At 39.4% G+C, this 19723-nt stretch carries 24 protein-coding genes; 3 read left to right on the top strand and 21 right to left on the bottom strand.

What is annotated here, in order from left to right; all coding sequences use genetic code 11:
* Positions 1 to 43 precede the first annotated feature (43 nt).
* From FC60_RS08265 to FC60_RS08205, 14 genes are all read right to left on the bottom strand, one after another.
* Positions 44 to 442, bottom strand: coding sequence for an integrase core domain-containing protein (locus FC60_RS08265; protein WP_420804666.1), 399 nt, complete (start codon positions 440 to 442; stop codon positions 44 to 46).
* A 46-nt stretch (positions 443 to 488) separates the two neighbouring features.
* Positions 489 to 1271, bottom strand: a complete 783-nt coding sequence (locus tag FC60_RS08260) for a LytR/AlgR family response regulator transcription factor (protein ID WP_056937917.1) — start codon at positions 1269 to 1271, stop codon at positions 489 to 491.
* On the bottom strand, positions 1261 to 2580 hold the full coding sequence (locus FC60_RS08255; protein WP_056937916.1) for a sensor histidine kinase: 1320 nt from the start codon (positions 2578 to 2580) through the stop codon (positions 1261 to 1263). The genes FC60_RS08260 and FC60_RS08255 overlap by 11 nt, the downstream gene beginning before the upstream one ends.
* A gap of 6 nt (positions 2581 to 2586) precedes the next feature.
* Entirely contained in the window at positions 2587 to 2733 is a 147-nt protein-coding gene (locus FC60_RS09840; protein WP_082601379.1) for a bacteriocin, read from the bottom strand.
* Between the two features lie 112 nt (positions 2734 to 2845).
* A complete protein-coding gene (locus FC60_RS08250) occupies positions 2846 to 3562 on the bottom strand; it encodes a flavodoxin family protein (RefSeq protein WP_153672867.1) in 717 nt (238 codons plus the stop codon).
* 220 nt (positions 3563 to 3782) lie between these two features.
* Positions 3783 to 3983, bottom strand: a complete 201-nt coding sequence (locus tag FC60_RS09835) for a lichenicidin A2 family type 2 lantibiotic (protein WP_056937914.1) — start codon at positions 3981 to 3983, stop codon at positions 3783 to 3785.
* A 19-nt stretch (positions 3984 to 4002) separates the two neighbouring features.
* Positions 4003 to 4182 (bottom strand): lichenicidin A2 family type 2 lantibiotic, encoded by a 180-nt coding sequence (locus tag FC60_RS08240; RefSeq protein WP_056937913.1) that lies wholly within the window; start codon positions 4180 to 4182, stop codon positions 4003 to 4005.
* Positions 4183 to 4302: 120 nt separating this feature from the next.
* Positions 4303 to 6456: a peptide cleavage/export ABC transporter gene (locus tag FC60_RS08235; RefSeq protein ID WP_056937912.1), complete on the bottom strand. Its 2154-nt coding sequence runs from the start codon at positions 6454 to 6456 to the stop codon at positions 4303 to 4305.
* 151 nt (positions 6457 to 6607) lie between these two features.
* Positions 6608 to 7729, bottom strand: a complete 1122-nt coding sequence (gene alr, locus FC60_RS08230; RefSeq protein WP_056937911.1) for an alanine racemase — start codon at positions 7727 to 7729, stop codon at positions 6608 to 6610.
* Positions 7716 to 8087: a holo-ACP synthase gene (gene acpS, locus FC60_RS08225; RefSeq protein ID WP_056937910.1), complete on the bottom strand. Its 372-nt coding sequence runs from the start codon at positions 8085 to 8087 to the stop codon at positions 7716 to 7718. Before acpS ends, alr begins: the two co-directional genes overlap by 14 nt.
* Before the next feature lie 2 nt (positions 8088 to 8089).
* Positions 8090 to 9586 carry a degradosome RNA helicase CshA gene (cshA, locus tag FC60_RS08220; RefSeq protein WP_007121694.1) on the bottom strand — a complete coding sequence of 499 codons (1497 nt, stop codon included), beginning with the start codon at positions 9584 to 9586 and terminating at the stop codon, positions 8090 to 8092.
* A 12-nt stretch (positions 9587 to 9598) separates the two neighbouring features.
* A complete protein-coding gene (locus FC60_RS08215; protein ID WP_056937909.1) occupies positions 9599 to 10981 on the bottom strand; it encodes a UDP-N-acetylmuramoyl-tripeptide--D-alanyl-D-alanine ligase in 1383 nt (460 codons plus the stop codon).
* A 157-nt stretch (positions 10982 to 11138) separates the two neighbouring features.
* Complete coding sequence (gene htpX, locus FC60_RS08210; protein WP_056937908.1) at positions 11139 to 12032, bottom strand: zinc metalloprotease HtpX; 894 nt, start codon at positions 12030 to 12032, stop codon at positions 11139 to 11141.
* Between the two features lie 8 nt (positions 12033 to 12040).
* On the bottom strand, positions 12041 to 12598 hold the full coding sequence (locus FC60_RS08205; protein ID WP_040467820.1) for a LemA family protein: 558 nt from the start codon (positions 12596 to 12598) through the stop codon (positions 12041 to 12043).
* Between the two features lie 109 nt (positions 12599 to 12707).
* On the opposite strand from FC60_RS08205, the gene FC60_RS08200 reads away from it, so the two are divergent.
* On the top strand, positions 12708 to 13166 hold the full coding sequence (locus FC60_RS08200; protein WP_056937907.1) for a low molecular weight protein-tyrosine-phosphatase: 459 nt from the start codon (positions 12708 to 12710) through the stop codon (positions 13164 to 13166).
* A gap of 42 nt (positions 13167 to 13208) precedes the next feature.
* On the opposite strand, the gene FC60_RS08195 is transcribed toward FC60_RS08200, so the two are convergent.
* From FC60_RS08195 to FC60_RS08170, 7 genes are all read right to left on the bottom strand, one after another.
* On the bottom strand, positions 13209 to 14471 hold the full coding sequence (locus FC60_RS08195; protein ID WP_056937906.1) for a chloride channel protein: 1263 nt from the start codon (positions 14469 to 14471) through the stop codon (positions 13209 to 13211).
* 85 nt (positions 14472 to 14556) lie between these two features.
* Complete coding sequence (rplA, locus tag FC60_RS08190; RefSeq protein ID WP_056937905.1) at positions 14557 to 15249, bottom strand: 50S ribosomal protein L1; 693 nt, start codon at positions 15247 to 15249, stop codon at positions 14557 to 14559.
* A gap of 90 nt (positions 15250 to 15339) precedes the next feature.
* Complete coding sequence (rplK, locus tag FC60_RS08185) at positions 15340 to 15765, bottom strand: 50S ribosomal protein L11 (protein ID WP_007121605.1); 426 nt, start codon at positions 15763 to 15765, stop codon at positions 15340 to 15342.
* Positions 15766 to 15881: 116 nt separating this feature from the next.
* Positions 15882 to 16427 (bottom strand): transcription termination/antitermination protein NusG, encoded by a 546-nt coding sequence (nusG, locus tag FC60_RS08180; protein ID WP_056937904.1) that lies wholly within the window; start codon positions 16425 to 16427, stop codon positions 15882 to 15884.
* Positions 16428 to 16522: 95 nt separating this feature from the next.
* The gene (gene secE, locus FC60_RS08175; RefSeq protein WP_040467766.1) at positions 16523 to 16702 is read right to left on the bottom strand and encodes a preprotein translocase subunit SecE; all 180 of its coding nucleotides are present in this window, start codon (positions 16700 to 16702) and stop codon (positions 16523 to 16525) included.
* A 16-nt stretch (positions 16703 to 16718) separates the two neighbouring features.
* Complete coding sequence (gene rpmG, locus FC60_RS09360; RefSeq protein ID WP_081478352.1) at positions 16719 to 16868, bottom strand: 50S ribosomal protein L33; 150 nt, start codon at positions 16866 to 16868, stop codon at positions 16719 to 16721.
* Between the two features lie 64 nt (positions 16869 to 16932).
* Positions 16933 to 17511 carry a sigma-70 family RNA polymerase sigma factor gene (locus FC60_RS08170; RefSeq protein WP_056937903.1) on the bottom strand — a complete coding sequence of 193 codons (579 nt, stop codon included), beginning with the start codon at positions 17509 to 17511 and terminating at the stop codon, positions 16933 to 16935.
* A gap of 180 nt (positions 17512 to 17691) precedes the next feature.
* Here FC60_RS08170 and FC60_RS08165 point away from each other — a divergent pair, with 180 nt between their 5' ends.
* Positions 17692 to 19209: a Y-family DNA polymerase gene (locus tag FC60_RS08165; RefSeq protein ID WP_056937902.1), complete on the top strand. Its 1518-nt coding sequence runs from the start codon at positions 17692 to 17694 to the stop codon at positions 19207 to 19209.
* The gene (locus tag FC60_RS08160; protein WP_056937901.1) at positions 19206 to 19631 is read left to right on the top strand and encodes a hypothetical protein; all 426 of its coding nucleotides are present in this window, start codon (positions 19206 to 19208) and stop codon (positions 19629 to 19631) included. Before FC60_RS08165 ends, FC60_RS08160 begins: the two co-directional genes overlap by 4 nt.
* The last annotated feature ends 92 nt before the right edge of the window (positions 19632 to 19723 follow it).

Raw genomic sequence — 19723 nt, 5'->3', positions numbered from 1 at the left:
TCCCCTGTCAATAAAATAGACAATTTAAACAGAGACTTTTTGTCTATGCTGCGGTTAAGTTTTGAATTAGAGTTTGGTACTCATCTTCAAACTGCTTTGGTGATTTAAACTCACAACGACTGTGAGTTCTCACCGTGTTGTAAAATGTTTCAATGTACTGAAAAACTAGCCGTTTTGCTTCTGAGTATGAATGGATCTTAAAACGATTTAACCATTTACGCTTAATTAGGGCATGAAACGACTCTATGCAAGCATTATCCCCAGGATACGACTTCTTTGAATAACTTAATGTCATTTCTGCTGTTGCTTGGTTGTATGCTTCAGACGTGAACTGACTGCCACGGTCACTATGCATGATTAATGGTTGGTCAATATGACGATTTTGCTTGGCCTTTTCAACTAATGGAACAAAAAGCCGAATGACGAACTCATGGTTCGTCATTCGGCTTTTTGTGTGGGGGATAGGAATTTTTTCAGCCTAATTTTGATTATTTCTCGCTTAACAAAATCCTTTTAATTGCCGGTATTTTCCTTAAACTAACCTTACAAAACGCCATTTCGTCCGAAGACGTCAAAAAGTAAACTCTTCGCTCTTTAACATTTAATGAGATAACGTTATCTAAATTAATCAATATTTGTCGATCAACCCGAATAAAATTATTTCGTTTTGCTTCAATCGATTTTAACTCACCATAAAATTCAACCGTTCGATCTTTACATACTAATTCCAACTTATGCTGTTTATTAGTTGTCTTAATATATAAGATTTCATCAACCGGAACTCGTTTTATAAGTCCTATAAATGGCTCATAAGTAAACATATTTCCCATATTATGAGACGTAACTAATTTTGTATAGTTAAAATATACTAAATCAATAGCTCTGCGTAGTTGATGAATCATTTGTTCTATTCCTTGCGATTTATAAATAAAATCAATTGGCTTAGTATTTGAATTAATTGTTTTAAGAAGAAAATCTTCGTATGCCGAAACATAGCAAATTTCCGTAAATCCATTCGTTTTACGTAATTCTTCAGCAATTTCAATTCCAGAAACATCTGAGTTTAAATCAATATCTAGTACTCCAAAATAATCTTCAAACTTATTACAACGTATATAATCAATCGTTTCATATGGGTCTGACGTACACAAAGCTATATGCATATCATATGCTTTTAACGTCGGATTTATTGCGATACGATTTAAGATCACTGTTCTCATAATCTCTAATTGCTCAAGATTATTTTCTACTAGTAACACATTAATTGTCATCTGGATCCCTTCTGATCATATAATCAAACTGAATTCTATCTTTATATGTTTCGATTTCTAAAGCATAATTATCAGAACTATCAATGATATCTTTAATAATAGTTAAACCAATTCCAGAATGACCAGTTTTAGTTGAATATTCATTTTGAAACAATTTATGATTGTCAATTTCATGATCAATTGTATTTACAACTTTAAAATCCAATATTTCTGAGCCGTACTGATTTAATTCTAGTTCTATTCTAGACTGATATTTATCCCTAGTTTCTTCAATTGCATTATCCAGCAATGAGCCAATTACAGTGACTACATCAATCGCATTTTCTTCACTAATAGGAAAATCGGTATTAACTGAAAGGTTACAAGAAATGTTGTATTCGTGCATTAATTGTACTTTTGAAAAAATTAAAGATCTTAATTCCACAGAACTAAGCTCATTAAGTATTTGATATTGACGATTGATTTCACTATTAATACTTTGATTAAATTCTTTAAGAATATTATTAAGATAGCCTTTAGCAGCAAGATAATCCCCATTTTCAAGTAACCCATCTAAAGAAATTAGTTGGTTAACGTATTTATGCCGCAACTTCCTTAATCTAAGATAGTCACGACGATTGAAAGCTAGATACTCCTGGCTTTGCGAAACTCCCCGTTTTACATATTCAAGTTGATTGACGCGATTATAATACTTACTTAGGGATATAGTAAAACCTAATACTATTAAAATGATAATCATTGAAATTAGCATCAATCCACCTTCAATTCTCATCTCAACACCTAGTTCTTCGGCAATGATCTGAAGGCTCAATATAAAAATATAAGCTAGTAAAATTGAACATTGGAAAAATTTTGTTAGCTTATGTCTATATAAGTAAATTCGCAGTTTTGATAATCCTATTTGGACATAACGACGATAAAAATATAAAATTACTAGTACTACCGATTCGGATACCAATTGGCAAGTAATTAATTTATTAACCGATGCATTAGGAATCAAAACGAAATTAAATAAAAAGCTGATACAACCACCAACCGTTAACGAAAAAATTGCACCAATGTACACAATCCCATTGTTAAAGCACAACAACGATTCTTTTTTCATTAATCTGTTATATAAAACCACAAACAATGTATAAACTAGATAAATAAAATTTCCAAAAACCCCTAAACATAGAACGGTTAAAACTACTCCTCCAAAAAATATTTTTTTCTCTTTTATTGAGCTATTAAGCACTGAAAAAAAATAACATGATGCCAGAGACATAATTTCCATCAAAAAATACTGAACCACCCCAACCATAATCATTTAGATTCACCACTTATGAAATTTTTTAGATAAAGCGTGTCTAAAGATACTATATCCATGTACTAATTTGGTTTGTATTTGTCCACCAATAATCTTATTTAGCTCATCCTCGGATATTTTTTTATAGTTTGATTTATGATTTTCTAATATCATTACCAAACCTCCCAATTCTATATTATTTATTATAATACTAACGACCGAGATTAAAATATATAAAATATTAATCGCTTTAAATTTCGATTAAATGAAAAAGTAGGCTCAATACCTACTTCAGATTGTATTTGTCATCTAGAAATTTTTGAAATGAATCATAATTTATTAAACCACTTTTCACCCAATAGGTAGATTCCTCTTCAGCAAATGAATTTGGAACATCAGAACCTATTCGATCATTCATGATTAATTTCATTCCCTTGAATACTTCTTCAATATAATAATTTGATTGTAGTGAATTCCCAATTGAACAAATGATTTTCGACCTAATTTTATTTGTGACATCATTAAGCCAAACTTCATCATGTAATTGAAATCCATTGGCGTTACAATTAGCGATAATATTTCCACCCATTGTACTGATAACTTTACAAAGATAACTGGTAACAGTTGTATCACCATTTGTACTGCATGTACTTAAAACAACCACAGGTTTTCCATCCAACCTTAAGATATGAGACCAAGTAGATAGTTTCTCAATTACCAGTTTTAAATTTGATGAAATATTGTGCATATAAACTGGCGAAGCAATAATAAGTAGATTACTTTCTAATATTGATTCTTGTAAAGAATAAATATTATCACCCGCTACTTTGCGACTGTATTCAGGATCATACAATCCTTTATAAACTAACGGAAACATATAATCACTTGCGAAAAAAAATTGTCGATCAATTTCTTTAGGAATTCCCCTCAATATTTCTTCAATAAAGTATTGAGTATTTCCTTTGCGATTAACGCTTCCGTTTAAAACTGTAATCCTTCTCATTATCAAAAATTATTTTTTCTAATGTGACAAACAATTCTAAATAACAATTTGCAGCTTTCTCTAATAACTACATAACACACGGCATAAAATGCAATTGTCCCAAAAATACGGGAATAAGTTGAGATCAAAATAAGCCAACTAATACATACCATTACGGTAATATCAAGCGTACTTTCTTTTTTCATAATATCATCGCCTTAATATTCAATATCAAGATTCTCTATTTATGATGTTTAGCCCAGCTAAGCCCTGAGATTGCCGAAACCCATTTTGCACACCTTACTGAAGATGCCTTAGATATAGGAATAAGTGGTGATGTCTGGGCACTTTCAGCTCCATTCCCCTGAATTGATGTCATCTGTTGCACACTCATATCCTCAAATGAGTCTCCGACTATCTTTTTTAATTCGCTATCTAGCATATTAACCATCTCCTTATTTCTATTTTGAATGTTTAAAAGCTCGAGATATAGCATAGGATAAGGCAAAACTCTCTGCAAGGCTTTCAACAACAGGTGTAGATTGTGCAGACTGAGTTCCATTACCTTGAATCTTTGTCATTTCATCAATAGTAAGTTCTTCAAACGGATCACCTACAACGGTATTAATATCTTTTTCCATTTTACTTTCCTCCTTTCTCATAGTACATCTTATTATTTTTAAACAATTATCAATCACTTTTTATTAAGCGTTTATTTTGACTAACAAACGCAAAATATCAGATAAATACTGCTATAACTATTACGATCTTAATCGCACAAAATCGTAATATCTTTTGTGTTGAGCCATTAATTGATTATGACTTCCTCTTTCGACAACTGTTCCGTTTTCGATAACAACAATATCGTCAACTTGCTTAGCTACTTTCAATCGATGAACTATAAAGATAATCGTTTTATCTTTTAAATTTAATAGATTATTAATAAGTTCCCTTTCCGTAATCGTATCTAAACTACTAGTTGATTCATCTAAAATTAAAGTTTGAGCATTAGATAAAATAGCCCTAGCTATTGTTAATCGTTGTTTCTGTCCTCCTGACAAAATTGTAGCTTCCTCGTCGAGTTTTGTTTCGTATCCTAAAGGTAGCGCGTTAATAGTTTCACTAATCATGGCAATTCGGCAGGCTTTCTCAACTTTTTCCCGGTCTATTTTATCGCTACAACCTAAGGTTAAATTATTCCAAATCGTATCAGAAATTATATAAGAATACTGTGGAACATAATTAATCTCCGATCGTAACAAAGAACGAGAAATTTTCTCAATATTGATTCCATTTAATGTAATTGATCCTTGTGAGGCAGTTAAAAAACCTACTAATAGCTTAGCAATAGTCGATTTCCCCGATCCACTTGTGCCAACTATTGCGATCTTATTCCCCTTTTTTATTTCTAAATCAATACCTTTTAAGACCAAATCTTGATAACCATAGCGACATTGCACACCACTTAAAACTATGTCACCACTGATATCATTTGAAACTGTTTTTAATTGAATTTCTTTTTCGACTGGAACTATTAAAATATCGTTTAATCGTCTAGTTGCAACAATCGCACTTTGTAAATTTGATTGGAGATCTAAGATGTTTTTTAATGAGTTCGTAAAATATCCTAACAAAGAAGTAAAAGCAATCAACTGTCCCAATTTAAAATAGTTATTCATAATTTGATTTGCCCCAATCCAAATAACCAAAATATTTAATGTTAATTGCAAAAACTGCTTTATTGATTCTTGACTTGAAGTTAATATACTATATTTTTTTAACTCATTTAAAAAATCATTAAAGGCAAGCTTGATTTTATCTAATTGTTTTACATTCGCATTTAAACACTTCAGCGTTTCCATTCCCTTAATGCTATCAATGATTAAAGAACTTAATTTAGCATTTTTTATCATTACCTTTTTGTTCATTTTTTCAAAGATACTAGCAAATGTAACGATAGTAACGGTGTAAATTGGTATAAACAAGCCGATGATAAGGAGTAGTCGAAAGTTTAACAATCCCAATACATACCCCGTTATCATCACAATTAACACATCTAAAAATATCGTAACAATTGATCTAGAAAGCGCCTCAATTACTCGATTAGTGTCGTTGAATCTAGACACCACATCACCAGTTCGTCGAGTTGCAAAAAAATCAATAGGTAAATCAAATAGATGCTTGATAAAGTTTAATGCAATATCTTTTGATAATCGTTGTCCTAAAATTGTCATTGCTATGCTTTCAACAAACGAAAATGTAGCATTAAAAAAATACATACTTATCAGACCAATTACTAAAAAAGTTAGTTTATTAAAAGCTTGTCCAGGAATTAAGCGATCAATCACTAGTTGAATTGCAAGTGAATTGATAATATTCGTCAATAAGACAAGGGCTGCCATTAGAACTATTCCACAAGTCACAAATCTATTTTTTGTTAGATACCTTATATATTCAAAGATTCCTGCCGATTTTTCATTAATGGATTGATAATCATCTCCTTTAGAAAAGAGAATCGCATTTCCACTCCATTCTTCACAGACCTTTTTGATTGACAGCCTTTTTATTCCCACAGAATCATCAGGATCCGCAACTGTAATTTGATCGCCATTAATTTCGGTAACCACACAATAATGTAAGTAACTTTCTTTTCTAATCACATGAATGATAAACGGTAGTGGGAGATGATTTATTTCAAAAAGTTGCCGATTAGCTTTGATTGCTAATGTATCCAAACCATATATTTTGGCAGCTTGCACAATTCCGTAAATGGTTGTCCCATCGATTGTTGTTTTAGTACTTGTCCTTAATTTAGCGATCGAAACATTAGTTCCAAAATTTTTCAGTACCATAGATAAGGCTGCTACTCCACAATCCTCTTCATCCATTTGGACAGTATAGTATTTATATCGCATGAAAATTCTCCTTATTTTTAATTATATGATCTATCCCTCCTATCAATATTTATTTGAATAAGCGCCTAATTTAATGACTAAACGTTAAAATTTGTCCTATAAAAAAACTGGAAAGTAACCAAATTAAGTTTCTTTCCAGGTTGTTTTCCAACTATGATTTGTAGATTCGTTTTAAGCGCGGGCTCAAACTAGTTAATATCTCATAATTAATTATGCCCGTTTTTTCAGCTAATTCCGTAGCCGTAATTTCATCATTACCATCGCGACCCAGTAGCGTCACCTTCGTCCCGACTGGCAGTTCTTGTGGCAACCGAACCATCATTTGGTCCATGCACACTCGACCAACTAAGTCACAACGTTGACCGTTGATCAGAACTTGATAACCGGACAATTGACGCGTATAACCATCCGCATACCCCACGGGAATTGTTCCGATCCATTCATCTTGCTTAGCCGTGTAAGTAGCCCCATAACTAACTGAACGACCGGCTTTTAGTTGCTTTACAAAAGTCAATCGAGCCGTAACCGCTAAAGCTGGCTGCAAATCCAATGTTGCCGGTAAGACCGTCCCTGATGGATTCAAGCCATACATCGAGATCCCCATCCGGACAGTATTTCCGGTAATCTGATCAGGATGCCATAAGCCGGTCGCGGAGTTTGCCATATGGACATATGGTGGTAAAGTCGGTAAAACTGCTAATAATTCATGCCAACGGGCTATTTGTTGCTTAAAGTAAGCATCATTAGCTTCATCAGCCGTTGCAAAATGGGTGAAACAGCCTTCGAATTCAAAAACTGGATCTTTGAGTAATTCAAGCGCCTCTTTTAATAAAGCTGGCTCCGTAAAACCAATTCGCCCCATCCCAGTATCAAAACCTAAATGAATTTTTAAAGGTTTAGGAATGGAAACAGCATGCGCTAATTGCTGATAGGCTTTTAGCCAATCTACGTCCCCAACAGTTAGTGATATATCATTTTCAGCCGCAGTCCCCGCATATTGCACCGGCGTAATCCCCAAAACAAGAATTAATTCGGTCAACCCAGCTTGCCGAAGTTCTAATCCTTCATCTAACGCAGCCACACAAAAACCATCGATGCCGGCTGATGAAAGATCTTGGGCCACTGCAACGGCTCCATGCCCATAGGCATTGGCCTTAACTACCCCAAAAATGCGGTTGCCGGCTGGCATGGCTTGTCGTTGGGCTGCCACATTATGACGAATTGCTGCTAGGTTTACTTCAACTTGAGCATCTCGTAAATTAGCTGTTACCATCTGAACCTTCCTCCAAAATCACTTCTGTCATCACTAGTTGATCTGTATGACTAACGCTGGCGTGGGCCCGTCCAGAAAAAATCGATTGAAAAACTTCTGGTCGACCTAAATCATTATTAATAAACGAAATATCTTGGAAACCAACTTGGGTTCCGATTCCTGTCCCCATTGCTTTAGAAAACGATTCTTTTAAAGAAAAGCGACTGCTGATATATTCCCAATATCGCTGGCCGCTTAGGTTTTCGAGCTGGGCTTGTTCGGCCGGAGTTAATACTTTAGGAATAAATTGGGCATGTTTATTAACTGCTGCTTGTACCCGTTTAATCTCAGTAATATCAATTCCGATCCCTTTGATCATGATTAGTCCTCTTTTCGCCGAATCTTAAATGAATTACGTTTTCCCTGACTCCGTGGATTCCGATGACTACCATTACCACCACGTGGACGTCGATTCCGATTGTCACCTCGACGGTTACCACCATTGGACCGGCGCCTGTAGTGATTACCACCATTCCGGTTAGGTTTCCGTTTCCGATTTGGTAATGGTCGTTCTGGAGTGATCTTGACCGGCACTTGGGTCTCATCATCCTTCGTTAACTCATTTAATAAGGTTGCCACCAAGTCCACCGCTTCATGAGTAGCGAGTAGTTCACTCGCTGCTTCACGATAACGATCGTTGTCCGGACGTTCAATCAGTTCGTTAATATCATTAAAGGCACTGGCCACCTGTCCCCGAAAAGCTTCTTCAGCCGTTGGTGGTTTTAAAGGCAACATCCGCACCTTCGTCAACTTTTCAATTTCATGGAGATAGTCCATTTCATTTGGCGTCACAAAAGTTAGTGAGACACCATGGTTGCCGGCCCGGCCTGTCCGACCAATCCGGTGAACATAACTTTCGGGATCTTGTGGAATATCATAGTTGTATACATGCGTAACTCCAGAAATATCCAAGCCCCGGGCCGCTACATCTGTGGCGACTAGAATATCTAGTTCGCCATTCTTGAATCGTTTCATGATCTTGGAGCGCCGATCTTGTGTCAAATCACCATGAATTCCGGCAGCATTGTAGCCCCGAGCAATTAAACCACGCGACAATTCATCCACCCGCCGCTTCGTTCGACCAAAAACAATGGTCAGGTCAGGATCTTGGACATCAATTAACCGCGTCATGATATCAAATTTTTCGTAATCACGGGCCTTAATGTAGTATTGATCAACTAAGTCCGTAGTTAATTCCTTTGCCTTAATCTTAACCGTTTGTGGGTCCTTCATAAATTGGACCCCAATCCGTTTAATTTCGGGTGGCATTGTTGCTGAGAACAAGAGGGTTTGACGATCTGATGGTGTTGCCTGAATGATTGCCTCAATATCATCCAAGAAGCCCATATTTAACATCTCATCGGCTTCATCCAAGACTAAAGTTTGCAACTGATCCAATTTGATCGTTCCCCGATTCAAATGATCACGCAAACGGCCGGGGGTCCCAACAATAATTTGGGGACCATTTTTTAAAGCTTTAATTTGCCGCCGAATATCAGCGCCCCCGTAGACAACTTGGACACGGGCCCGTTTTTCCTTTCCCAATTTATATAATTCTTCTTGGGTTTGAATCGCTAATTCCCGGGTTGGCGAAATGATCAACGCTTGAATTGCTGATGATTGCGTATCAACATGCTCTAAAACTGGCAACCCAAAGGCCGCCGTCTTCCCAGTCCCGGTTTGAGCTTGGCCGATCACATCGAGTCCCTTCAAAACCATCGGAATGGTTTGCTCTTGAATCGGGGTGGCTTCTTCATAACCACTTCGTTGAACCGCTTTTAATAACTTATTTGATAAACCTAATTCACTAAAATACAAATTTCTACCTCATTATCCTTTCGTGAGTCCTTGCAGGACCGTTTCCAAATGAATGCCATGGCTCCCCTTTAATAAGACAATATCATCTGTCCTTAAGGTGGCGTTCAGATCCTTCGTCAATTGTGCTAATGCATTCGTGTCATAGTGGTGTAACCGTTTGTTAGGGAAACCATCGGCCGTCAATTGTTTCAATAAAGCTTGCATTTCATCCCCGACGAGATAAACTTCCGCAATCTGATCAGAATCAATCTCTGCCGCTAATTGAGCATGAAGTTGTGCGGAGGCTGTCCCCAGCTCCAACATGTCGCCAAGCACAATTACTTTTTTACCCTCGGTTTGAACTTGCTCAATCGTCTTTAAGACTTCGGCCACGGCGGTCGGATTAGAATTATAGACATCACTTAGAATCCGTTCGCCATTGGTTCCTTGAATCCATTCAGCCCGATTTTCAGTCATCTGCAGACCTTGTAAGGCCTTTTGCATGTTTTCAGGAGTAATCTGGAGTTGAGCACCAACTGCAATCGCGGCTAGTGCATTATTAACGTTATACTCCCCCACCATTGGAAGGGTAAAAGTAAGGTCAGGCCATTCATTCACACTAAAGGCAACTTGATCATCAGCCAATTGAACACTAGTGGCATAAAAATCATCGGCTAACTGTCGCCCAAAGGTCACAACTTGTTGCTCAATATCCTCAGCACGTGCCGTTAATAATGGTTCATCTCCATTAATAATTAGGGTTCCATCTTCGTTCATCCCGTGAACGATCTCCATCTTCGCATCCGCGATTCGATCACGCGTTCCAAAGAATTCAATATGTGCTTCCCCAATCATCGTAATAACCGCATAGTCAGGGGTGGCTAACCGACTTAATAGGTCTAATTGATCGAAGCGATCCATCCCCATTTCCACGACAACCACTTCAGTCGATGGTTCCATATTTAACAGGGTTACTGGAACCCCGATTTCATTATTAAAGTTGGCAAAGGTTTTCGTGACATTGAACTGGGTCGCTAAAATGGCGGCTACCATGTCCTTGGTGGTCGTTTTTCCATTACTTCCAGTTACCGCTACTACAATCGGGTTAATCTTTTTTAAGTAATACTGACTGAGGCGCTGAAAGGCCGCTAATGGGTCTTTCACTACTAGTCGAGGGAATTGGTCATCGCTCGGAATATCATGGTCAGCTGCCCACAAAGTCGCTTTTGCACCATTTTGAAAGGCTTGTGCCACGAATTCGTGACCATCCCGTGCCCCTTGTAAGGGCACAAATAAAGACCCAGGAGTCAAATTACGGCTGTCAAAAGCCACGCTGGTAACTTCCAACTCATCCCAGGCTGCATTTATATCTTGAGCATCAATTGCCTTAGCAATTTCCGCTAATTTCATTTTCATGAGTTTGCACTCCTCAATTTCGTCATGTTTGTCCAACTTTTAATTATACACTGTTCACGAAAACATAGATAGCACCAACATAAAAACAGGCTAGGCAAGAAAATATCCTGTCTAACCTGTTTTAGGTACCCGTCATGAAGATTATCAGCTTCTCAATTTACATTTTCTCTAACCGCGCAATCCGATCTTCTAAAGGTGGATGCGTATCAAATAGATGGCTAAAAGAACGATGTTTTTGATTCTTAAAGGGATCACTAATATATAAGGCCGAGCTATTGGGATCGGCAGCCTTCATCGGTTGTACATCCTCTAATTTTCTTAGCGCACTAATCATTCCCTGAGGGTTACGCGTTAACTCAACAGCACTAGCATCCGCTAAATATTCTCGATTCCGCGACAGCGCCATTTGAGCGATCGAAGCCGCCAGTGGTGCTAAGATGATTAGCAATACCGAACCCAAGATAGCGATAACCCCACCGCCATCACGTTCTCGGTCACGATCACCACCACCAAACCACCAAAAATTACTAGCAAAATTAACTAGTAATGAAATTGCGGCCGCCAGCGCTAACGCAATCGTTTGTAAACGAATATCATAATTTTTGACGTGCGACATTTCATGGGCCATCACCCCTTCGAGTTCTTCGCGATTCATCATCGCTAAAAGACCTTTAGTCGCCGCTACAGCAGCATGTTGGGGATTGTTACCAGTGGCAAAGGCGTTTGGACTAGGGTCGTCAATAATAAAAACCCTTGGCATTGGCACTTGAGCGACCATCGCCATATCTTCAACCACATGCCATAGTTCTGGATTCTCATCAGCCGAATGAATTTCCGTGGCATGATTCATGTTCATGACAACATCAGTGGATTGACCCACCATTACTGAAATATAGATCAAGGTAATTATCAAGGCGATAATCACACCACCCGTAGCCGTTCCCGCAAATAAATATCCCAATGCGGCCCCAATTAAGGCCACTAAGAGCGTAAAACCAGCCATCACATAGATGGTCCGCCGTTTATTTTGCGCAATTTGTTGATATAACATCGCTTCTCCTAGTCAAAAGAAACCTTCGGCGCCTCCTTAACACTTTCTGGAACTTGTAAGAATTCCATTGGTGTAAAGTGGTGAATTTTAGCCACAATATTCGATGGAAAGCTTTGAATCCGAGCATTTAGGGTTGAAACCGTACTATTGTAAAGTTGGCGAGAATAGGAAATCTTATTTTCCGTATTGCTCAGCTCTTCCATTAAACGAGAATATTCTTCGTTCGCTTTCAGGTCAGGATAATTTTCGGCCACAGCATATAAAGAATTCAAAGCTCCCGATAATTGATCCGCCGCTGCCATTTTGGCTTGATGATCATCACTGGATACACTTGCTACTTGTTGACGCAAAGAGGTCACCTTTTCTAAAGTGCCAGCTTCGTATTTCCCATAACCTTTCACTGTTTCAACCAGATTTGGGATCAGGTCGTTACGTCGTTGTAGTTGAACGTCAATTTGGCTCCATGATTCTTGCCCATTCATCCGTAACCGCACTAAGCCATTATAGGCAACAACGTACCAAATCACAATGATCACTACAAGCGCAATTAAAATGATAGTTAACATAAGTTGGTACTCCTTTATTATTTCTGTTAATGTTTAGTAATTATATCATCTTTTCTTTATTATCCCTAGTAAATTCGCTATCCTATACTTAAACCTGAAAGGATCGCTTATGAAAGTATTATTTGTCTGTTTAGGAAATATCTGCCGTTCACCAATGGCCGAAGCCATGTTTTATCAACTTATCAAGGACCATCACTTAGAGGACCAAGTCCAAGTCAGTTCGGCGGCCACCAGTAATTACGAAATTGGGAACCGACCGCATCCTGGTGCCAAAAAAATTCTGCGTAAATATCATCTTGATGATCGGGGGCATACCGCTCGCCAAATCACCACAGAAGATTATTATGATTATGATCTTATTATCGGGATGGACGAGCAAAACCTGCGCGATCTTCGCCGCCGTGCTCCCCAAGAATGTATAAGCAAGATCCACGGAATCAATGATTTGGTCCCTGGAAAAGCAGGAATCGAGATTCCTGACCCCTGGTATTCGCATAAATTTCAGGATACTTATAATGACCTGGCTCAGGCCCTCCCCTATTGGTTAGACTATGTCCAGCAAAATTAAAAGGCGGGACTGATGAAGAAACATTCTTCTCAGTCTCGCCTTTTAATGACTACCTTGCATTAACTTCGAAACAGCAATTGAGACGGCAACGGCCAAGCCGAGCGGCATTAGAGCTGAATAATTCAAGTGACAAACTTCAGTGATCATAAATAGGGACATTAAAGGAGCTTGTTGCGAAGCGGCTAAAAGGGCCGCAGCACCAACAATTGCACATTGGGATAGCAAAACATCGCCACCAACAAATTGCATCCATAAGGTTCCCACTACAATTCCGGCCGCAGCGCCAACCGCAATTGATGGCGTCAAAGTCCCACCATACCCACCACCAGCGATGGTTAGTAAGGTCACGATTGCCTTAGCTAGTAAAGCCGCCACCATGATTGCAATGGTCCCAGTCGAAATCGAAGTGCTGTCAATGGCTAGTTGAGCAATTCCCCGACCATTACCCATTATCTGGGGAAAGCCCATGGCAATAATCCCCGTTAACAAAGCCACTACTGGTAAAGTAACCAAAAGTCGCTGATCCTTGAAGCGCCGTTGACCAGCTTTTTTAATCCCAGTTTTAAACCAGGTTCCGCCAATGCCCATTAGGAGTCCCAACACTAATACCCAAGGAATACTTTTGGCTGAGAAATTTAAGTTAGTAACATGATAATAAGGAGCCCACCCCTTAGCTAAAGAGCCAATTAAGGTGGCAATAACCGATGAAGTTAGACTTACCGCAATTGCCCGCGCGGAGATTTTTTTGTATAACAGCTCAAGAGCAAACATCATCCCCGTAATCGGCGCAATATAAACCCCCGCAAAACCCGCACCGGCAGCAGAAGCAATCAGCAAGCGCCGATCTTCTGGAGATAAATTCATTCTGGGGAAACGCCTTGATAACTTCGTCCATTGATGCGCTAACATGGTCCCGGCTTCCCTCGGTGCCAATTCTCGACCAATCGATCCTCCCGTTCCCACGAAGAAAATTTGCGTTAAAACATGAACCCATGTATACCAGAAGGGCATGGGGGCCCCATTTTCAATGGCATCTTGGATTTTAACTGGACTATACCGTTTTTGGAGCCAATACCAAATCAGAGCGGCAATAATTCCACCGACCAATACGGAACCAAGTCGCCGAATCGGCATAGCATTGATCGCTACCGGTTGTTGAAAGTTTTCGTTGAAGCCCAAAAAGAACCGTTCCACCTGATCAAGGAACAGACTTAATAACATCGAGCTAGTTCCGGCTAATGTTCCAATCACAAGCGTGGCGATTATCATTGGGAGATTCCGGGATATTGATTTCGTTTCGTTCATTATATACTCCTTCTCAAATCTCCTTCATTTTACGGCAAAATAAAAAGGATGGAAAGCTCCATCCTTTTATATTTATTTAATTTAACTAAAAATCAGTTAAATCAAGCGTTACACTTGGACCGAAAGTCGAAGCGATAGAAGCGTGCTTAACATAAGTACCACGCACTGATGCTGGACGAGCCTTAACAACAGTATCTTGAATTGTCTTTAAGTTTTCAGCTAACTTGTCAGTATCAAATGATACTTTACCAAATGGCACTGCTACGTTTCCGTCCCGGTCAGTCCGGTAAGTAACCTTACCAGCCTTAGATTCAGAAACGGCCTTAGCAACATCCATCGTAACCGTCCCAGTCTTAGGGTTTGGCATTAAGCCCTTAGGACCAAGAACCCGACCTAAAGCCCCAACTTGTGGCATCATGTCTGGAGTTGCAATTGCAACATCAAAGTCTAACCAACCATCTTTGATTTGGTCAACTAAGTCTTGGTCACCTACGACATCTGCGCCGGCTTCCTTAGCTGCTTCAGCGTTAGCGCCTTTAGCGAACACGATTACCTTTTGGTCCTTACCGGTACCGTTTGGCAATACCACTGCCCCCCGTAATTGTTGGTCAGCTTGCTTCGTGTCCACGTTTAAATTAAATGCAACTTCAACAGTTGCGTCGAAGTTAGCAAAGTCCATGTCTTTAACTAGGTTAATTGCATCGGTAACAGTGTATTCTTTCTTACTGTCAACCTTTTTTAAAGCTTCTTGGTATTTCTTACCGCGAGTTTTAGCCATCTGTGTTTTCCTCCTTGCAAATGTGGTCAAACGGGATTATTCCTCCCACTGGAAAGCTTGCTTTCACAAAACCTTCCGGACTGCCGTTAATTAGTCTTCGACAACGAAGCCCATGCTACGTGCAGTACCTTCGATCATGCGCATTGCTGCTTCTACATCAGCGGCGTTTAGATCTTGCATCTTAGTTTCGGCGATTTCCTTAACTTGATCCTTGGTTACAGTTGCAACCTTGTTCGTGTTAGGTTCACCTGAACCATGTTCAACACCAGCGGCTTTCTTAAGTAAAACAGCGGCAGGAGGGGTCTTTGTAATGAAATCGAAGGAACGATCTTCATAGACAGTGATCACAACTGGGATCAGCATACCCTTTTGGTCTGCTGTCCGAGCGTTAAAGTCCTTAGTGAACCCCATGATGTTAATTCCTGCTTGCCCAAGAGCTGGACCTACTGGCGGAGCTGGTGAAGCTGCACCGGCAGGAATTTGCAATTTAACAATATTTGCTACTTTCTTTGCCACGAGACAAAACCTCCTTAGTCCGTGTTGTGGTAATGATGAGATATTAAGATTTACCTCTCCCACAGTATGTTAATAGCATACTGTAATAAACTACCATAAATTAGCCTTATATGCAACTATTTCATGGTATCTACTTGGTTGAAGCCTAGATCTGCCGTCGTTTCCCGACCAAACATTTCAATGGCCACCTTGAGTTTCATTTTATCATGATCAACTTCGGTAACGGTCCCCACTAGATCGGCGAAGGCACCAGCGATAATCTTAACTTGGTCCCCAACTTCAACGTCAATATCAGTCCGAGCCACTTCAACACCCATCCGCTTCATGATACGATCAACTTCTTCTGGCAACATCGGGGTTGGTTTCGATCCACCACCATGTGAGCCAAGAAAACCAGTTACCCCGGGAGTATTCCGAGCGATATACCAAGCTTGATCGGTCATCACCATTTGTACAAGCACATAGCCAGGGAACGTCTTTTCTTCAACTTCCTTCGCTTGTCCATCCTTAACTTGACGTACCGTTTCTTCTGGCACGACCACTTGGAAGATATAATCTTCCATATTCATTGATTGAACCCGTGATTCCAAATTACTTTTAACTCGATTTTCGTAACCAGAATAAGTATGTAAAACATACCATTGCTTTTCACTCGTTTCCACGTTTCGACTCCTTTAATTCAGATAGCAAAATAAAAAAACCTCGCCTAACACGAAGTTCTCAACACCAATAGTATACCAAAAAAACTTAAATTTGACTACTTAGAAAACCAAACCATGAATTGTTGGATTAACCAATCAAATAAAGCAAAATAAAGCACAAAGAAAATTGTAATCGATAGGACAATCCCTGTATCACGACGATTTTCTTTGAAGGTTGGCCATACTACCAAGTGCATTTCCTTAACCACACTTTTAATAAAGCGAAATGGATGCATGTCGATCCCCTTTCAACTAGCGACTCTGCCGATGGAGCGTCACTTTCCCACATTGTTTACAAAACTTTTTTAGCTCAAGGCGTTGTGCTTGGTGATTACTTACGGACACATTATAATTACGACGACCACATTCACTACATTCTAGCGGAACTTTTTTTGCTGCCATCATCTTCACCTCGATCATAATCTATTTTAGATTACACGTCTTGCTTCAAAAAATCAACTTTTCCCTACTCAAAACAACGTTTAACCTTCTTTTTCGCCCGTCGCAAAACGCGCCGCACATCTTGATAGGTTAAGCCATACATTTGGGCAATTTCTTGGCAGGTAAAACCCGCCCAAGTCAGCTTACAATAAGCACTTTCTTCAACCGAGGCAATAGCATCAAAGGCCGCTAAAGATTCGTGAAAATTAATCAACTCATCCGATTGGAGAGAACCGACAATTGGCATCGTCAAAAAGTCTTCTTGTTCTTTCGTCATTTCAACTTCTAACTCTACTGGAATGCGGCGACCAGCTTGTAAACGCCGTAATAGATCAAACATCCGATTAGTTAATAATCGTTTATAATACCAGCTAAAATGAACCTGACGCTGATGATCAAAAGTATTGACCGCATGATGTAAAACAATCATCGCCTCTTGTTCCCAATCTTGGCGTTCCATGTGCGCTGGATGATATTCGATCCATAAACGGCGGATTAACGGTAAGTATCGATCGTGTAATTCTCGTAAATGTTCAGTTTGATCTTGTTGTACCAAATCGATCAAAGCTTGTTCGCGGTCAAATGCGTACCATTCTTTTTCCATAAACTACTCTCCCAATAAACATAAGTATGCAACCGCTATCTTCCCCCATTTAATAGCGACAGCAACCATTAATATATCAGACCCCTCAGTCTAAAACAATAGTTTAATCACACCCGAACACTTGTTTGCGTACGATTAAATTCGTATAATAAACACAATCAATTTTTGGAGGTTTTCATCGTGTCCGAACAGACATTTTTAGCCATTGATTTAAAATCCTTTTATGCCTCGGCCGAATGTGCCGCTTTAGGACTGGATCCCTTAAACGCTAATCTAGTGGTTGCCGATGAATCTCGGACTGAAAAAACCATTTGTCTGGCGGTGTCGCCGGCCTTAAAAGCCTTTGGAGTTCCTGGCCGTCCTCGCTTATTTGAAGTTAACCAAGCTGTCCGCAAACTTAACCAGCAACGCACCCAAGTCCTTGGTCATTCCTTAGCCAAACGGAAATCAATCTACCGCGATCAATTGTTGGCTCAACCCAGTTTACGGTTAAGCTTTCAAATTGTTCCACCGCGAATGCAATATTATTTGAACCTTAGTGCTGAAATTTACGAAATTTACCTACGTTATCTTGAGCCAAAGCATATCCACGTCTACTCAATTGATGAAGTTTTTATTGATATTACTGACTACCTTGATCATCATGACACCTCCGCTGCGGAATTGGCCAAAGAAATCATCCTGACTATTCAAGCCGAAACCTCCATTACCGCAACGGCTGGAATTGGGACAAATATGTATCTCGCTAAAGTAGCTCTAGATATTATGGCTAAGAAAATCCCTACCGATGCAGACGGAGTACGCATTGCCCATTTAGATGAGCTTTCATATCGACAACTTCTTTGGGCACATCAACCCCTAACCGATTTTTGGCGCGTAGGTCGTGGTTATGCACGTCGGCTCAAAAAATTGGGCTTGAATACGATGGGTGATATCGCCCGCGCCTCCATCGGGACCTTATCCGACCCTTTGAATGCTGAAGTCTTGTATCGCGAATTCGGTAAAAACGCCGAACTGTTAATTGATCATGCCTGGGGTTTTGAATCAGCTACCATCAAAAATATTAAACAATACCGAGCGAGTGATCATGGGATTTATTCGGGGCAAGTCTTACCTAAACCCTACCCAATTCCGGCTGTCCGCTTGGTCGTTTCAGAAATGGCCGATGATTTAGCTTTACAATTGATCAAACAACAATCATTGACTGATCAAATCACTTTGCATCTTAGCTATGACGCCCAAAGTCTCAGTCAACCCTTTTTCGACTATAATGGGCCCCTCAGTCAAGACTTCTATGGACGTCAGGTTCCTAAATCAGCTCATGGCAGTCGGAAACTTAGTGATCTCACTACTTCCAGCCGAGAATTAAAAGTCGCTTTTGATGAGCTGTTTGATGAGATCGTGAACCCAAAACTCTTAATTCGCAAAATCACGGTCATTTCTAATCATTTGGTTACAGAAACGGAATTAGCAAAGATCCAGCGGACTCAGCAACTTGACTTGTTTAGCGATCCTGATCAAGTCGCCCAACAGGCTCGACAAGATCAAAGTTATCGCGATCAAGACAAGAACGTTCAAGAAACTATTTTGAAAATCCAAAATGAATTTGGCAAAAACGCTCTGATTAAGGCGGGAGACCTTCTCGAAGACGCCACCGCGCGGAAACGTCATAATGAGATTGGAGGACATCAAGCATGACTAAACCACACCAATACGCCGATTTATTTTCTGATACCAGCGAATATCAAGACTTGATGATGTTATCACATCCCAAAGCCCCAGGCCACTACCCAATGGACCAACACGACCGCGCCATGCAGTTCGCCCCCTTTGCGGCTTTGACCGGCTATCATAAATTAATCGCTGATATTAATGAACGTTACAAGCGTAAAGAGTACCAAACGAATAGACAGATTCGGCGAATTCAAGCACAATTGACCTTATTGAAGCCACATCTGCCACAAACTATCAAATTAGAATATTTCAATCAGACGGTCGGCTTTTATGAAGTTTTTCAAGGAGAACTGGTTAAAATAGACGAAGATAAACATCGATTGATTTTCGCTGATAAAACTAGTTTGATTATTCCAAATTTACGAAAAATTATCCTGGAAAACTGAAAAATAATTTGTTTAGGAGTACTCTCTAAAATAGCTATTATCAAAGATTCAAAAGAATGAGGATGGGAAGAAATGCTAATTGACATTTCTTC

The sequence above is a fragment of the Limosilactobacillus gastricus DSM 16045 genome (assembly GCF_001434365.1).
Lineage (GTDB): Bacteria > Bacillota > Bacilli > Lactobacillales > Lactobacillaceae > Limosilactobacillus > Limosilactobacillus gastricus.
The sequence above is the reverse complement of the archived record's forward strand: the minus strand, read 5'-3'. Positions and strand labels throughout refer to the sequence as shown.

What these genes read in the sequence shown, in the direction of transcription:
- FC60_RS08160 (WP_056937901.1), top strand. Translation starts at nt 19,206, where the DNA reads ATGACTAAACCACACCAATACGCCGATTTATTTTCTGATACCAGCGAA.
- FC60_RS08240 (WP_056937913.1), bottom strand. Translation starts at nt 4,182, where the DNA reads ATGGAAAAAGATATTAATACCGTTGTAGGTGATCCGTTTGAAGAACTT.
- rplA (WP_056937905.1), bottom strand. Translation starts at nt 15,249, where the DNA reads ATGGCTAAAACTCGCGGTAAGAAATACCAAGAAGCTTTAAAAAAGGTT.
- alr (WP_056937911.1), bottom strand. Translation starts at nt 7,729, where the DNA reads ATGGTAACAGCTAATTTACGAGATGCTCAAGTTGAAGTAAACCTAGCA.
- htpX (WP_056937908.1), bottom strand. Translation starts at nt 12,032, where the DNA reads ATGTTATATCAACAAATTGCGCAAAATAAACGGCGGACCATCTATGTG.
- FC60_RS08170 (WP_056937903.1), bottom strand. Translation starts at nt 17,511, where the DNA reads ATGGAAAAAGAATGGTACGCATTTGACCGCGAACAAGCTTTGATCGAT.
- FC60_RS08205 (WP_040467820.1), bottom strand. Translation starts at nt 12,598, where the DNA reads ATGTTAACTATCATTTTAATTGCGCTTGTAGTGATCATTGTGATTTGG.
- FC60_RS08215 (WP_056937909.1), bottom strand. Translation starts at nt 10,981, where the DNA reads ATGAAAATGAAATTAGCGGAAATTGCTAAGGCAATTGATGCTCAAGAT.
- FC60_RS08260 (WP_056937917.1), bottom strand. Translation starts at nt 1,271, where the DNA reads ATGACAATTAATGTGTTACTAGTAGAAAATAATCTTGAGCAATTAGAG.
- secE (WP_040467766.1), bottom strand. Translation starts at nt 16,702, where the DNA reads ATGCATCCATTTCGCTTTATTAAAAGTGTGGTTAAGGAAATGCACTTG.
- FC60_RS09835 (WP_056937914.1), bottom strand. Translation starts at nt 3,983, where the DNA reads ATGCTAGATAGCGAATTAAAAAAGATAGTCGGAGACTCATTTGAGGAT.
- FC60_RS08195 (WP_056937906.1), bottom strand. Translation starts at nt 14,471, where the DNA reads ATGAACGAAACGAAATCAATATCCCGGAATCTCCCAATGATAATCGCC.
- acpS (WP_056937910.1), bottom strand. Translation starts at nt 8,087, where the DNA reads ATGATCAAAGGGATCGGAATTGATATTACTGAGATTAAACGGGTACAA.
- FC60_RS09840 (WP_082601379.1), bottom strand. Translation starts at nt 2,733, where the DNA reads ATGATATTAGAAAATCATAAATCAAACTATAAAAAAATATCCGAGGAT.
- FC60_RS08235 (WP_056937912.1), bottom strand. Translation starts at nt 6,456, where the DNA reads ATGCGATATAAATACTATACTGTCCAAATGGATGAAGAGGATTGTGGA.
- FC60_RS08200 (WP_056937907.1), top strand. Translation starts at nt 12,708, where the DNA reads ATGAAAGTATTATTTGTCTGTTTAGGAAATATCTGCCGTTCACCAATG.
- FC60_RS08250 (WP_153672867.1), bottom strand. Translation starts at nt 3,562, where the DNA reads ATGAGAAGGATTACAGTTTTAAACGGAAGCGTTAATCGCAAAGGAAAT.
- FC60_RS08255 (WP_056937916.1), bottom strand. Translation starts at nt 2,580, where the DNA reads ATGATTATGGTTGGGGTGGTTCAGTATTTTTTGATGGAAATTATGTCT.
- FC60_RS08265 (WP_420804666.1), bottom strand. Translation starts at nt 442, where the DNA reads ATGACGAACCATGAGTTCGTCATTCGGCTTTTTGTTCCATTAGTTGAA.
- rpmG (WP_081478352.1), bottom strand. Translation starts at nt 16,868, where the DNA reads ATGGCAGCAAAAAAAGTTCCGCTAGAATGTAGTGAATGTGGTCGTCGT.